The sequence below is a fragment of the Bacillus sp. EB106-04-02-XG92 genome, assembly GCF_058791995.1.
Window position 1 is genome coordinate 1 of record NZ_JBYTEA010000027.1, and the last position, 14,795, is coordinate 14,795.

A 14,795-nucleotide genomic window follows, 5' to 3' on the forward strand; every position below is an offset into this window, starting at 1 on the left:
AGTTGGGACCTTGTCCCTGTGAGAGTAGGACGTCGCCAAGCAACTAAAAACACAAGTCTTTTGACTTGTGTTTTTTTATTTCCCATGGAATAGGTTCGATTCTGCAAGTAAAAAGGCTGAAATGTAGTAAGGGATTTTTTGAGCAGAAATAGTAAGGAATTGATAAATAAATGGGTAATCTTCAGAACTATAACTTCCAAGTAAATCATACCACCAATCTGTTTCGTATCTAGAAATCATACTTAAATTGTAGAGCAATAAATAATGAACAAGAAGTTCAGGTAATACAGGTTTAGGGTTTCTAGGGTCAGTTGTAAGTGGTAAGTAATAAGTATTAGCAAGATAATCGTAGTATAATGGCGTGCTATATACAGGATTCCACGATTGAATAGGAGCTGTAAAAAGCAAATTTGATTCGCTCATTTTCCCAGGAACATGTTGCATGGATAAATGCTTACAAGTTGATTCAATGTAACGTGAAAATCTTTCTGTAGTCATATGAAGGCGATCTAGTATGCTGACAGAAAAGGAAAGTTCATTTGTATTTACTGAATCGATTTTATATAAAGTAGCACCTCGTTGACTATAGCGAAATAGGTTTTGTAATTCAGGAATATTCCCCATTAAATCTAGCATGTTAAACTTCTCTGCTTCCAAGTGTTTCATGTGAAACAGCTGTTCTGCAACATGAGTAAATAATCCATTTTTTTGTACCTTCACCTCATCTTCTAAAAATTGATATCCTTGTTTTTTTCGTTTACGTGTCGTAACACCATGAGCTAAAACAGTAGTGGATTCGGGATAGTTAGGATCAATAGTTAGTAAGCAGGCTTTAAAAAGTTGGCTCATTCCATAAAACAATAACATTGGCTGAATTGAAAAGGGGGCTACCTTATATAATTCATAATAGTTTTTCCCGTGTTCTAAGTAATAAATAAAGGGATAACAGTTTTCAAAACTTTTTTTTTCAGCATCTTTTATGGAGGATTTTTCATAACAACGGGCAAGATAACGTTGTACATTTTGAGATGAAAAGAAGAAACTTAATTGCTGCCAAGTACAATGTGATTGATGCATATATTACGCTCCTTTTATTGTCTAAAAATTCTAACATATATATACGTCCTTGACAGTATTTTAACCAATTGATAAGCTACTAATAATAATTTCTGGTATCATAGGGGGAACAATTATGTGGGAATCTAAATTTGTTAAAGAAGGTTTGACTTTTGATGACGTATTACTTGTACCAGCAAAGTCAGATGTACTACCAAGAGAAGTAAGTGTTAAAACAGTTTTATCTGAAAGCTTACAGTTAAACATCCCGTTAATTAGTGCAGGAATGGATACAGTAACAGAAGCGGATATGGCTATTGCAATGGCTCGTCAAGGCGGTTTAGGAATTATTCATAAAAACATGTCTATTGAACAACAAGCCGAGCAAGTTGATAAAGTAAAACGTTCTGAAAGTGGCGTTATTTCAGATCCATTCTTTTTAACTCCAGAACATCAAGTGTATGATGCAGAGCATCTTATGGGAAAATACCGTATCTCAGGTGTACCGGTTGTAAATAATTTAGACGAGCGAAAATTAGTCGGTATTATTACAAACCGTGATATGCGTTTTATCCAAGACTACTCAATCAAAATTTCCGACGTAATGACAAAAGAACAGCTAATTACAGCTCCAGTTGGTACAACGCTAGAAGAAGCTGAAAAGATCCTACAAAAGTATAAAATTGAAAAACTCCCTCTTGTTGATAACAACGGTGTATTACAAGGGCTTATTACAATCAAAGATATTGAAAAGGTAATTGAATTCCCAAATTCCGCAAAGGATAAGCAAGGACGTTTATTAGTTGGAGCAGCAGTTGGTGTAACGGCTGATGCTATGACTCGTATCGACGCATTAGTAAAAGCTAGCGTAGATGCAATCGTACTTGATACAGCTCACGGACATTCTCAAGGTGTTATTGATAAAGTAAAAGAAGTTCGTGCAAAGTATCCTTCACTAAATATTATTGCTGGAAATGTTGCTACTGCTGAAGCAACAAAGGCATTAATTGAAGCTGGTGCAAACGTAGTTAAAGTTGGTATTGGACCAGGTTCTATTTGTACAACACGTGTTGTAGCTGGCGTTGGTGTACCACAATTAACAGCGGTTTATGATTGTGCAACAGAAGCTCGTAAACACGGCATTCCAGTTATTGCTGACGGTGGTGTTAAGTATTCTGGTGACATGGTTAAAGCTTTAGCAGCAGGAGCACACGTTGTTATGTTAGGTAGTATGTTTGCTGGTGTTGCTGAAAGTCCTGGTGAAACTGAAATTTACCAAGGTCGTCAATTTAAAGTATACCGTGGTATGGGTTCTGTCGGAGCGATGGAAAAAGGAAGTAAAGATCGTTACTTCCAAGAAGGAAATAAAAAACTTGTTCCAGAAGGTATCGAAGGACGAGTACCATATAAAGGACCTTTAGCAGATACAGTTCACCAATTAGTTGGTGGATTACGTGCGGGTATGGGATATTGCGGAGCGCAAGATTTAGAATTCTTACGCGAGAATGCACAATTCATTCGTATGTCAGGTGCTGGTTTACGTGAAAGCCATCCTCATCACGTACAAATTACAAAAGAGGCTCCAAACTACTCATTATAATGTCTTATATACAAATAGACGGAGATTTGATATCTCTGTCTATTTTTTTTTGATTATGTTAGAATAACGGTTATGTGAGTACATAGATATTGGGGGTAGCAAAAGTGAAAGGTATGTTTTGCAAAAGATTCATTGCGCTAGTAACAATGCTTACACTAGCTTGTAGTATGTTGTTACCATACAGCAATGCATCAGCAGAAACAGGATCTGCTTTAAACATTGAAGCAGGTGCAGCAATTTTAGTTGAAGCGAATTCTGGGAAAATTTTATATCAAAAGAATGCGGATGAATTATTATCAATCGCTAGTATGACAAAGATGATGAGTGAATATTTAGTTCATGAAGCAGTGGATAAAGGAAAACTTAAGTGGGATCAAAAAATTAAGGTTTCTGAATATGCGTATAAGGTTTCACAAGATGCTTCATTATCAAATGTTGCATTAGAAAATGGCGGCTCTTATACAGTGAAAGAGCTATACGAGGCAATGGCAATCTTTTCTGCGAATGGTGCAACAATTGCATTAGCAGAAGCAATTGCAGGTAAAGAAGTAGACTTCGTAAAAATGATGAATGATAAATCGAAAGAACTAGGGTTGAAAAATTATAAATTTGTCAATTCTACAGGTTTAACGAATAAAGATTTAAAGGGAATGCATCCTGAAGGAACAACAGCGGATGAAGAAAATAAAATGTCTGCAAAGGATGTTGCGACTTTAGCACAACATTTAATTAAAGATTATCCAAAAGTGTTAGATACAGCAAAAATCCCGAAAAAAGAATTTCGTCCAGAAAAAGAGAAGTTTGCAATGTCGAACTGGAACTGGATGTTAAAGGGCTTAGTTAAAGAATATGATGGCGTAGATGGCCTGAAAACAGGCTCAACTCCAGAAGCAGGAGATTGCTTCACCGGTACGGTTGAAAGAAACGGTATGCGCTTTATTTCTGTAGTTATTAAAACAAGTTCTCATACAGCACGTTTTGATGAAACAAAGAAGCTATATGATTATGGATTTGCTAACTTTGAAATGAAGCAAATGTATAAAAAAGGTTCTTCAGTAAAAGGGCAAGAAACGGTTCGAGTAGAAAATGCTAAAGATAAAGATGTAGCAGTTCAAACAAAACGAGCTGTTTCGCTTCCAGTGCCAAAAGGAAGTAAAGATGTTTATAAAACAGAATTAAAAGAAGCAAGTAAAGGACAAGAAGCACCTATTAAAAAAGGAGCTGCACTTGGCCAAATGGTAATTACACCAAAAGATGCGAATGATCCTGGATTTTTATCTGGTAAGTCATTACAAATAGACCTTGTAACAACATCTGCAGTAGAAGAAGCAAATTGGTTTACTCGTTCTATGCGCGGAATCGGTTCTTTCTTTAGTGGTATATGGAATAGTGCTGTTGATACAGTAAAAGGTTGGTTTTAAAAGCTCCTCATTGTAGGGGCTTTTTCTTATTCCTATTTTTCATACCGACTTTATGAAAAAGTAGTAGACAAGCATCTGATAGTTAGTGGTAGAATGTAAGAGTATTCTTAATTTTCGCCTTTAACGGGGAAAAGCAATTCACCTAGGGGGGTTTTTGTAACATGACAAATGTAACAGGGACAGAACGTGTAAAACGTGGAATGGCAGAAATGCAAAAAGGCGGCGTAATTATGGACGTAATTAACGCTGAACAAGCAAAAATTGCAGAAGAGGCAGGCGCAGTTGCTGTTATGGCATTAGAGCGCGTACCAGCAGATATTCGTGCAGCAGGTGGCGTTTCTCGTATGGCAGACCCAACAATCGTTGAAGAAGTTATGGGTGCAGTGTCAATTCCGGTTATGGCAAAGTGCCGTATCGGTCACCTTGTAGAAGCACGTGTATTAGAATCATTAGGGGTAGACTATATCGATGAGAGTGAAGTATTAACTCCTGCTGATGAAGTATACCATTTAAATAAACGTGATTACACAGTTCCGTTTGTATGTGGTTGCCGTGATATTGGAGAAGCAGCACGTCGTATTGCAGAGGGTGCATCTATGCTTCGTACAAAAGGTGAACCAGGAACAGGAAACATTGTAGAGGCAGTGCGTCATATGCGCCAAGTCAATGCAGAAATCCGTCAAGTTGCAAGTCTACGTGAAGATGAGTTAATGACATATGCAAAAAATACTGGTGCTCCTTATGAAGTACTACTTGAAATTAAACGCCTTGGTCGTTTACCAGTTGTAAACTTCGCAGCAGGTGGTGTAGCAACACCAGCAGATGCAGCGTTAATGATGCAACTTGGTGCGGATGGTGTATTTGTAGGATCTGGTATCTTCAAATCAGAGAATCCAGCGAAATTTGCACGTGCAATCGTTGAAGCGACAACTCATTATGAGGATTACGAACTAATTGCAAGCCTTTCTAAAGGATTAGGTAATGCGATGAAAGGTATCGAAATTTCAACGTTATTACCAGAACAACGCATGCAAGAGCGTGGATGGTAATTGAAGGAGAACTTTAAAATGGTGAAAATCGGTGTACTAGGTCTTCAAGGTGCAGTTCGTGAGCATGTGAAATCAGTTGAAGCAAGTGGTGCAGAAGCTGTTGTTGTAAAGCGTATAGAACAACTTGAAGAAATTGATGGTCTTATTTTACCAGGCGGTGAAAGTACAACTATGCGCCGTCTTATTGATAAGTATGCTTTCATGGAACCACTTCGTACATTTGCGAAGTCTGGTAAACCAATGTTTGGTACATGTGCAGGAATGATTCTTCTTGCAAAAACACTTATTGGCTATGAAGAAGCACATATTGGTGCTATGGATATTACAGTTGAGCGCAATGCGTTTGGACGACAAAAAGATAGCTTTGAAGCTGCACTTTCTATTAAAGGTGTAGGAGAAGATTTTGTTGGCGTATTTATTCGTGCCCCGTATGTTGTAAATGTGGCAGATGATGTTGAAGTACTTTCTACACATGGTGACCGAATGGTAGCGGTAAAACAAAATCAGTTTTTAGCTGCTTCATTCCATCCGGAATTAACGGATGATCATCGTGTAACGGCATACTTTGTAGAAATGGTAAAAGAAGCGAAAATGAAAAAAGTTGTATAAGTAACTTGCAACTTGTATAAGATTATAGTAAATTGATGGTAACAATTTTATAAAATAAGCGTGTTGATAGGAAGTAGTAACAAATGCCGTTTCTTATAGAGAGTCGATGGTTGGTGGAAATCGATAGAAACAGTTTGTGAATCCATCCTGGAATGGAATGTGGAATATCTTTATGATTAGTAAACATTTCCGGTGAAGAGCCGTTATTTCTACTTGAGAGGAAGGCGGCAATGCTTTCAACTAGGGTGGCAACGCGGGTTAACTCCCGTCCCTTTATATAGGGACGGGAGTTTTTTGTGTTTTATAAAATAAAAGGAGGAGTATATAATGCTTGATATTAAATTTTTACGTACAAATTTTGAAGAAGTAAAAGCAAAGTTACAGCATAGAGGCGAAGATTTAACTGATTTTGGTCGCTTTGAAGAGTTGGATACGAGAAGAAGAGAACTACTTGTTCAAACAGAGGAACTAAAAAGTAAACGTAACGAAGTATCTCAACAAATCTCTGTATTGAAGCGCGAAAAGAAAGATGCAGAAGCTCTAATTCTAGAAATGCGTGAAGTTGGAGAAAAAGTAAAAGATCTTGATAATGAACTTCGCACAGTTGAAGAAGATTTAGAAAGATTAATGTTATCTATTCCAAATATTCCTCATGAATCTGCTCCAGTTGGGGAAACAGAGGATGATAATGTAGTAGCACGTACTTGGGGAGAAGTGAAAGAATTTGCTTTTGAACCAAAACCACATTGGGATCTTGCTACAGATTTAGGAATTCTAGACTTTGAGCGTGCTGGGAAAGTAACAGGAAGCCGCTTCGTATTCTACAAAGGTGCTGGCGCAAGATTAGAGCGTGCTTTAATTAGCTTTATGCTTGATCTTCATACTGATGAGCATGGATATGAAGAAGTATTACCTCCGTATATGGTAAACCGTGCAAGTATGACAGGAACAGGACAACTTCCGAAATTTGAAGAAGATGCATTCCGTATTGAAAGTGAGGATTACTTCTTAATTCCAACAGCTGAAGTACCTGTAACAAATATGCACCGTGATGAAATCTTAAATAAAGATCAATTGCCTATAAGATATGCTGCATTTAGCTCTTGTTTCCGTTCTGAAGCAGGTTCAGCTGGACGCGATACACGTGGTTTAATTCGTCAGCATCAATTCAATAAAGTAGAGCTTGTAAAGTTCGTAAAACCAGAAGATTCTTATGAAGAGTTAGAAAAACTAACAAATGATGCAGAACGCGTGTTACAATTATTAGAGTTGCCATATCGCGTTATGAGCATGTGCACAGGCGATTTAGGATTTACAGCAGCGAAGAAATACGATATCGAAGTATGGATTCCAAGCTATGGCACATATCGTGAAATTTCTTCTTGTAGTAATTTTGAAGCTTTCCAAGCGAGACGTGCAAATATCCGTTTCCGTCGTGAGCCAAACGGTAAACCAGAACATGTTCATACATTAAATGGATCTGGTCTTGCAATTGGACGTACGGTGGCAGCTATTTTAGAGAACTACCAACAAGAAGATGGTACAATTATAATTCCAGAAGTTCTTCGCCCTTATATGGGAGGAAAAACAGTTATTAAGTAAATTTATAAACATTCATCGGTATGAGTGATTGGTAATTATGAGCGTTGTCAGTACTATAATGTAGGAGAGGAAAAGTAAAATTTTCCTTTCCTCATAATTTATTTTAGTAGGGTTGACTAACTGTTTTTCTTTTGATATTATATTTGATGTCAATATGGAGGTATACCCAAGTCTGGCTGAAGGGATCGGTCTTGAAAACCGACAGGCGGCGAGAGTCGCGCGGGGGTTCGAATCCCTCTACCTCCTCCAGATGTAATTGACAACAGCGCATATAAGTGGAGATTGGAGAACTCGTTACCAACACGTAACGAGTTTTTATTTTAAAACCAATCATAAAGTATGGTGTAAGGCGATTTCGTCCTTATTACACACTCATATTCCGATGATTATCTTCATAGATATGAAAGGAGTCAACATGGATCTTATTATACAAACGTTTCCTTTAGATGGAAAAACTTTATATTATGTACAATGTCCTGTCTGTAAGAACAATAGAATTTTAAACAGTGGTGCAAATGTATCACGCATTATTAGCGATGATACATTCCGTAAACTTTGTGGTTGCACTTGTGATGTAAAGCAAACTGCGACAAAAGTAGAGGCACCAAAAAAAGTTAAAAAGGAAGCTGTAAAGAAAGAAGCAGCTCCAAAACGTACAGGTAAAGTATTAACAGCAGTAATTAACGGAAAAGAAATGACTGTTAAAGAGATTGCTGAAGCATACGATATTAGTACAAGTACTGTTCGTCAGCGTATTAACGCTGGAAAACCTGAGAGTGAAATTATTGCTCCAACAAAGAAGAAGTAATTTAATAGAAAAACCCGTGCATATGCACGGGTTTTTTATTTTACAAGTTTACGTGTTTGTTTTAAAAAATGGCCAATTTTTTTAATGATTGGTTCAATGGAATCGCCATCTTTCAAAATATCGTATTCATTAATATTTAATCGTAAAACAGGACATGAATTAAAGTTATTAATCCAGTTTTCGTAACGCCCATGCATTTCTTTCCAATACTCAATTGGTGTTTGCTGTTCCATTGGACGTCCACGTTCTTGTATACGATCAACGATATCATCAAAAGAACCTTCTAAGTAAATTAGTAAATCTGGATGAGGGAAGTAAGGAGTCATGACCATAGCGTCAAATAAACCTTTGTATGTTTCGTAATCCGTTTCTGTCATTGTTCCTTTTTCGTGGTGCATTTTTGCAAAAATGCCAGTATCTTCATAGATAGAGCGATCTTGGACAAAACCGCCACCGTATTCAAAAATTCTTTTTTGTTCTTTAAATCGTTCTGCTAAAAAGTATACTTGCAAGTGGAAGCTCCAGCGTGTGAAATCAGCATAGAACTTGTCCAAATATGGATTCGAATCTACTTTTTCAAATGATGTACGATAACCTAAAGCGTTAGCTAATGCAGTTGTCATAGTAGATTTACCAACACCTACTGTTCCGGCGATAGTGATTACTGCGTCATTTGGTATGTCATATTTTTGCCTTAAATTCATTATTATTTCGACTCCTTTAAGAGAGTATTTTGAAGGGCAGATAGGATGACGTTTAAATCGTCAGGATTTTTTATAAAATCCATATCGTCTCCGTTAAATTTTAATACTGGGATATTTGGATGGTCCTTTTTAAAAGCATCCATAGCTGTTTCGTAATCTTTTGTGAGCTGTAGTAAGTAATTTGGATCCATATTTTTTTCGAATTCTCTTCCGCGCATTGCAATTCGCTTTTGTAATGTTTCTAGGCTAGCTGTTAAATACACGATAACATTTGGTACTGGCATATCTTGTGTAAGGATACGGTAGATTTGCATGTACTTGTCATATTGAGAATCTTTTAATGTACGGGATGCGAAAATTACATTTTTAAATATATGATAATCTGCTACTACTGGCTTCCTTTGATTCAAATACTTTATGTTAATATCTTCTAATTGTTTGTATCTATTACAAAGAAAGAACATCTCTGTTTGAAAACTCCATTCGTCGATGTCTTCATAGAACTTTCCTAAAAAGGGGTTTTCATCAACAATCTCTTTCAATAAGTGGAGTTGCATGTGAGTTGAAATTTCCTTCGCAAGTGAAGTCTTTCCAACACCAATTGGTCCTTCAACCGTGATAAATGGTACTCCGGTCACGCTGTTTCCTCCTTTCAATCAGTGATTTACCGTGACTACTAAAAACACAAAACAGAATTATTGTAGCACAAGAGGGAAGCGAGCGGGTTAATTTGCTATAAAAAGTTAGAAAATAGATATATGTATTAATTAAATTTTATTTGAGATGATGGTCCTATATTTGCTTTTAATGTGGCTTTCATTATTTTTAAAGCATGTAAGTTATCCTGATCATGATTAGATGCAATACAGTCCTGTGGTACATACAGTGTATAATTTCTCATATGAGCATCGTTAGCTGTAAAGAGGATACATATATTTCCGGCGACTCCTGTTAATATGAGATTTTCTATTTTTAAATAGCCTAATAAAGAATTTAAAGGTGTTTCATAAAAAGCAGAGTAATGTGGTTTAATGAAAATATAATCATCAGAATTTGGAGCAATCTTATGAATGATATTTTTACTATACTCATTTGTACAATGAGTAATTAGTTGGTCAATATCAGATCTCCAAAGTTGATAATGGTCATTAATATAAATGATGGGGTAGCCGAAGGATTTCATTGTTTTCTTTAATTGTAAAATAGGAGTTGTTATAATTTCGCATTTTTTAGCTAGGATAGGTCCGTGTGAAAATTGAAAATCATTAATCATATCGATAATGAGTAAGGCAGTGTTTTTCATATGTAATCCCCTCTCTTTTTTCTTAGGGTGGATTGAATTTGTAAAAGTTATCCCATGTGTAGTAAATGGAAAAAAGTATATTTTATTTGTAATGAAAGGACTATGTTATGGAACACGATCAGGATATTTATTTTATGCAGTTAGCAATAGAAGAGGCTAAAAAAGCAGAGGCAATACAAGAGGTACCAATTGGTGCAGTTATAGTGTTGGATGGTGAAGTAGTTAGTGTTGCTCATAATTTAAGGGAAACTGAGCAAAGATCAATAGCTCACGCTGAGTTGTTAGCTATTGATGAGGCGTGCAAAAAATTAGGGACATGGCGTTTAGAAGATGCGACATTATATGTAACATTAGAACCTTGTCCGATGTGTGCGGGGGGAATTGTTTTATCACGAGTGAAGCGAGTTGTATATGGTGCAAGTGATCCGAAAGGTGGATGTGCGGGGACATTGATGAATCTATTAACAGATGAACGCTTTAATCATCAATGTGAAGTAGCGGCTGGTGTATTAGAAGAGGAGTGCGGTACTTTGTTAACAAACTTTTTTAGAGAGCTTCGTAAAAAAAGAAAAGAGATCAAGAAATTAGAGAAAAGCAAAGAGAATTAACGTATTTGCATTTTATAAAAAAACAAGTTATACTGATAGTGCCTTTAATGAAGGCAACCGAATATTGGTTTTAACTTTGCCGTGCTAAGCGGGGAGGTAGCGGTGCCCTATACTCGCAATCCGCTCTAGCGAGGCCGAATCCCTTCTCGAGGTTATGTTGCTGTAAGGTCTGCCTTAAGTAAGTGGTGTTGACGTTTGGGTCCTGCGCAACGGGACCCCGTGAACCTTGTCAGGTCCGGAAGGAAGCAGCAATAAGCGGGTCTTCTCGTGTGCCGCAGGAGTGCCTGAACCGAGCTAACTGCTTAAGTAACGCTTATGGTACGTAATCGACAGAAGGTGCACGGCAGTTATATATGTATACAAAACTCACCTTAATACTAAGGTGGGTTTTTTGTATGGAAAATAACTTTTGGAATCTATAAACAGAATGGGTTATAATAAATGAGATAATAACCTTTGAGGGAGGCCGTATTTTCGTGTCATACCAAGCGTTATACCGAACATGGAGACCGCAAAAATTTGAAGATGTAGTCGGTCAAAAGCACGTGACAAAAACGTTGCAAAATGCCCTTCTTCAAGAGAAAGTTTCACATGCTTATTTATTTTCTGGGCCGAGGGGAACAGGAAAAACGACCATTGCAAAAGTATTTGCAAAAGCAATCAACTGTGAACATGCTCCGGTAGCTGAACCTTGTAATGAATGTCCCTCTTGTTTGGGGATTACACAAGGATCAATTTCGGATGTATTAGAAATTGATGCGGCTTCAAATAACGGTGTAGATGAAATTCGAGATATTAGAGATAAAGTAAAATATGCTCCAAGTGCTGTAGAATATAAAGTATACATTATTGATGAGGTTCACATGCTTTCTATGGGTGCCTTCAATGCGCTTTTAAAAACGTTAGAAGAGCCGCCAGGACATGTCATCTTTATTTTGGCGACAACAGAACCACATAAGATACCACCTACGATTATTTCGCGTTGCCAACGTTTCGAATTTCGAAAGATATCAGTAAATGATATTGTTGAGAGATTATCGACGGTTGTGACTAATGAAGGTACGAAAGTAGAAGATGAGGCGTTACAAATTGTCGCACGTGCTGCTGAAGGTGGTATGCGTGATGCACTTAGTCTTATTGATCAGGCAATATCTTATAGTGATGAAACAGTTACGACAGAAGATGTATTAGCTGTAACAGGTTCTGTTTCTCAGCAATACTTAGGTAACTTAGTAGAATGTATACGTGAAAATGATGTATCAAGAGCATTGCGTATTATAGATGAGATGATGGCTAAAGGGAAAGATCCAGTTCGCTTTATGGAAGATTTCATTTACTATTATCGCGATATGCTTTTATATCAAACTTCACCACAACTGGAACATATGTTGGAACGAGTGATGGTAGATGAGCAATTCCGTATGTTAAGTGAAGAAATGCAACCGGAAGTAATCTATGAAATCATTCATACCCTTAGTAAGGGACAACAGGAAATGAAGTGGACAAATCACCCGCGAATTTTCTTAGAAGTTGTTATGGTCCAACTGTGTCAACAGTTTATGATGCAAGCAAACGGTGCAGATCGTTTACAAGCGATTATGAACAGGATGCAGCAATTGGAGAAAGAGTTAGAACAAGTTAAAAAGAATGGTGTGCCGGCTGGTGTGCAGCAGGAAGTAAGAGAGACGCGTGCAGCACCAAAGCCAGTACGGACAGGTAGTATGAAAATTCCTGTCGGGCGCGTAAATGAAGTATTAAAGCAAGCGAAGCGTCAAGATTTAGAACAATTAAAAGCTGTGTGGGGTGAGTTGTTAGGAAGGCTCAAAGCATACAACAAAGTAGCGTTTGCTGTTTTATTAGAAAATAGCGAACCGGTAGCGGCTTCGGATGATACTTACGTTTTAGCGTTTCAATATGAGATTCACTGTAAAATGGCGAGCGAGAATCGAGAAGCTATGGACACAGTGGAACAGGCTTTATTTGAATTGCTAAGTAAAAGATTAAATATGATTGCCATTCCAAAAAGTGAATGGGGTAAAATCCGTGAAGATTTTTTACAGCGTGAAGGCGGAGCTTCTGAAGAAAGCCCAGAGAAAAAAGAGGATCCTCTTATAGAAGAGGCAGTAAAATTAGTAGGGCAAGAACTTATTGAAATAAAAGAGTAATAATAATTAGGAGGAATTAATTATGATGCGTGGCGGAATGGGAAATATGAATAACATGATGAAACAAATGCAAAAAATGCAAAAGGATATGGCAAAAGCGCAAGAAGAACTTGGTGAAAAAACAGTTGAAGGTACAGCTGGTGGCGGTATGATCACAGTTATTGCAAATGGTCATAAGCAAATTCTTGAAGTGAAAGTGAAAGAAGAAGTTGTAGATCCAGAAGATATCGAAATGTTACAAGACTTAGTTTTAGCTGCAACGAACGATGCACTTAAAAAAGCTGATGAACTTTCAAACTCTACAATGGGTAAATTTACAAAAGGCTTAAACTTACCGGGTGGAATGTTCTAGGAGGATATTGATATATGCATTATCCAGAACCAATATCAAAACTAATTGATAGCTTTATGAAATTGCCAGGAATCGGACCGAAAACAGCGGTTCGATTGGCATTTTTCGTATTAGATATGAAAGAAGACGATGTGTTAGGTTTTGCAAAAGCACTTGTAAATGCGAAGCGAGACTTAGCATATTGTTCTGTATGCGGGCATATTACTGACCGTGACCCTTGTTATATTTGTAACGATTCACATCGAGATCAATCGGTTGTTTGTGTTGTGCAGGAACCGAAAGATGTAATCGCAATGGAAAAAATGAAAGAGTATCAAGGTGTATATCATGTGTTACGTGGTGCTATTTCTCCAATGGAGGGAATTGGACCAGAAGACATTAATATCCCGCAACTTTTAAAGCGACTACACGACGAAACGGTACAAGAAGTAATATTAGCAACAAACCCTAATATTGAAGGGGAAGCTACAGCAATGTATATATCCCGCCTCTTAAAGCCGACAGGTATTAAAGTAACTCGTATTGCACATGGTCTGCCAGTTGGTGGAGATTTAGAATATGCAGATGAAGTAACACTGTCGAAAGCGTTAGAAGGTCGTAGAGAAGTATAAGAGGAGAAACAAAAATGTTCTTTCAAAAAAAGGGTAAATTGCGTAAAGAGTATGATGATAAGTTAATTGTACTATTAGAAAAGGTAAAGAATGAGTGGTTACGTCAGAAGAGAATGGTAGAACAAAGCGTTGAACCATCTCAAGATGTACTTTGTTCTTTAAAAATAGCAGAGGCGAAATATTTCTTCTTGTTAAAAGAAGCAAAACGTCGTCCTGTAAAAATGGAACAATGGTAAAAGGTTCTGCCGATAAAGCAGAACCTTTTTATTTTATCTTTAGTATTTACTTTGTTTGGAAAGAACAAGTAATGGTTGTTATGAAGAAAGTGTTACCGAATAAAGGTGAATAAGACAAAACGACTGGAGTTATATGATACATGTTCTTTTTTATCTTCTTGTCCCATACAAATAAGTGTGTATAGGTCATTCATAAGGAGGAAAAAATGAATTCTACAATTATTATTGTTGGTATTCTTACATTAGTTTTTATTTTCCTTGTTTTTGGTGTTTCTTCTAAACCGTTACGTTTTATAGGAAAAGCGCTTTTTCATGTTACTTTGGGAGTAGCATTACTTTTTATCGTAAATGTTATAGGGACATATTTTGACTTTCATATTCCAATAAACTTGGGAACCGCAACAATCACAAGTTTATTAGGTCTACCTGGTGTTGCTGCATTAGTGGTTATTAAGCTTTATATCATGCCAAGATAAATTTATTTTGGCATTTTTTTTAAAAGTGTTGACGAACGAATGATTAATATGGTAAATTAATAAGCGTCGTCAGGAACGAAAGAAAAAAGTTGTTGACAGATTTAATGCAAAATGTTAAATTATAAAAGTCGCTGAAACGCGATGTTGAACTTTGAAAACTAAACGAAACAAACAACGTGAAACGTCAATTTTTAT

Annotated in this window: 16 protein-coding genes, 1 tRNA gene, 1 other RNA gene and 1 other annotated feature; of the genes, 14 read left to right on the top strand and 4 right to left on the bottom strand. The window is 36.9% G+C overall.

What is annotated here, in order from left to right:
• Positions 1–75: 75 nt before the first annotated feature.
• Complete coding sequence (locus AC3WVA_RS28960; protein WP_048528487.1) at positions 76–1,077, bottom strand: YaaC family protein; 1,002 nt, start codon at positions 1,075–1,077, stop codon at positions 76–78.
• A gap of 115 nt (positions 1,078–1,192) precedes the next feature.
• On the opposite strand from AC3WVA_RS28960, the gene guaB reads away from it, so the two are divergent.
• From guaB to AC3WVA_RS28995, 7 genes are all read left to right on the top strand, one after another.
• Complete coding sequence (guaB, locus tag AC3WVA_RS28965; protein ID WP_048528486.1) at positions 1,193–2,656, top strand: IMP dehydrogenase; 1,464 nt, start codon at positions 1,193–1,195, stop codon at positions 2,654–2,656.
• A gap of 113 nt (positions 2,657–2,769) precedes the next feature.
• Positions 2,770–4,077 (top strand): D-alanyl-D-alanine carboxypeptidase DacA, encoded by a 1,308-nt coding sequence (gene dacA, locus AC3WVA_RS28970; RefSeq protein WP_128805816.1) that lies wholly within the window; start codon positions 2,770–2,772, stop codon positions 4,075–4,077.
• Positions 4,078–4,238: 161 nt separating this feature from the next.
• A complete protein-coding gene (gene pdxS, locus AC3WVA_RS28975; RefSeq protein ID WP_000186156.1) occupies positions 4,239–5,126 on the top strand; it encodes a pyridoxal 5'-phosphate synthase lyase subunit PdxS in 888 nt (295 codons plus the stop codon).
• An 18-nt stretch (positions 5,127–5,144) separates the two neighbouring features.
• Positions 5,145–5,735: a pyridoxal 5'-phosphate synthase glutaminase subunit PdxT gene (gene pdxT, locus AC3WVA_RS28980; protein WP_048528484.1), complete on the top strand. Its 591-nt coding sequence runs from the start codon at positions 5,145–5,147 to the stop codon at positions 5,733–5,735.
• A 54-nt stretch (positions 5,736–5,789) separates the two neighbouring features.
• Positions 5,790–6,011: a binding site (T-box leader), on the top strand.
• Between the two features lie 51 nt (positions 6,012–6,062).
• A complete protein-coding gene (serS, locus tag AC3WVA_RS28985) occupies positions 6,063–7,337 on the top strand; it encodes a serine--tRNA ligase (RefSeq protein WP_000884180.1) in 1,275 nt (424 codons plus the stop codon).
• Between the two features lie 156 nt (positions 7,338–7,493).
• Positions 7,494–7,586 (top strand) — tRNA-Ser (locus AC3WVA_RS28990).
• 166 nt (positions 7,587–7,752) lie between these two features.
• Entirely contained in the window at positions 7,753–8,145 is a 393-nt protein-coding gene (locus tag AC3WVA_RS28995) for a sigma factor-like helix-turn-helix DNA-binding protein (RefSeq protein ID WP_000364200.1), read from the top strand.
• 35 nt (positions 8,146–8,180) lie between these two features.
• Here the strand turns inward: AC3WVA_RS28995 and AC3WVA_RS29000 are convergent, their stop codons facing one another.
• The 3 genes from AC3WVA_RS29000 to AC3WVA_RS29010 all read right to left on the bottom strand — a co-directional run bounded on the left by AC3WVA_RS29000 (position 8,181) and on the right by AC3WVA_RS29010 (position 10,152).
• Positions 8,181–8,849 carry a deoxynucleoside kinase gene (locus tag AC3WVA_RS29000; protein ID WP_001053585.1) on the bottom strand — a complete coding sequence of 223 codons (669 nt, stop codon included), beginning with the start codon at positions 8,847–8,849 and terminating at the stop codon, positions 8,181–8,183.
• Positions 8,850–8,851: 2 nt separating this feature from the next.
• A complete protein-coding gene (locus tag AC3WVA_RS29005; RefSeq protein WP_429604498.1) occupies positions 8,852–9,487 on the bottom strand; it encodes a deoxynucleoside kinase in 636 nt (211 codons plus the stop codon).
• A 125-nt stretch (positions 9,488–9,612) separates the two neighbouring features.
• Complete coding sequence (locus AC3WVA_RS29010; RefSeq protein WP_048528482.1) at positions 9,613–10,152, bottom strand: cysteine hydrolase family protein; 540 nt, start codon at positions 10,150–10,152, stop codon at positions 9,613–9,615.
• 107 nt (positions 10,153–10,259) lie between these two features.
• Between AC3WVA_RS29010 and tadA the strand changes: the two genes are divergently transcribed.
• From tadA to AC3WVA_RS29045, 7 genes are all read left to right on the top strand, one after another.
• On the top strand, positions 10,260–10,760 hold the full coding sequence (gene tadA, locus AC3WVA_RS29015; RefSeq protein WP_098521431.1) for a tRNA adenosine(34) deaminase TadA: 501 nt from the start codon (positions 10,260–10,262) through the stop codon (positions 10,758–10,760).
• Positions 10,761–10,839: 79 nt separating this feature from the next.
• Positions 10,840–11,104: signal recognition particle sRNA large type (gene ffs / locus AC3WVA_RS29020), an RNA gene on the top strand.
• A 132-nt stretch (positions 11,105–11,236) separates the two neighbouring features.
• Positions 11,237–12,925 (top strand): DNA polymerase III subunit gamma/tau, encoded by a 1,689-nt coding sequence (gene dnaX / locus AC3WVA_RS29025; RefSeq protein WP_048528479.1) that lies wholly within the window; start codon positions 11,237–11,239, stop codon positions 12,923–12,925.
• Positions 12,926–12,950: 25 nt separating this feature from the next.
• Positions 12,951–13,277: a YbaB/EbfC family nucleoid-associated protein gene (locus tag AC3WVA_RS29030; RefSeq protein ID WP_170930109.1), complete on the top strand. Its 327-nt coding sequence runs from the start codon at positions 12,951–12,953 to the stop codon at positions 13,275–13,277.
• A 14-nt stretch (positions 13,278–13,291) separates the two neighbouring features.
• Positions 13,292–13,888, top strand: a complete 597-nt coding sequence (gene recR / locus AC3WVA_RS29035) for a recombination protein RecR (protein ID WP_000559169.1) — start codon at positions 13,292–13,294, stop codon at positions 13,886–13,888.
• Between the two features lie 14 nt (positions 13,889–13,902).
• A complete protein-coding gene (locus tag AC3WVA_RS29040; protein ID WP_000466020.1) occupies positions 13,903–14,124 on the top strand; it encodes a YaaL family protein in 222 nt (73 codons plus the stop codon).
• A 206-nt stretch (positions 14,125–14,330) separates the two neighbouring features.
• On the top strand, positions 14,331–14,600 hold the full coding sequence (locus AC3WVA_RS29045; RefSeq protein ID WP_071758074.1) for a pro-sigmaK processing inhibitor BofA family protein: 270 nt from the start codon (positions 14,331–14,333) through the stop codon (positions 14,598–14,600).
• Positions 14,601–14,795: the final 195 nt, after the last annotated feature.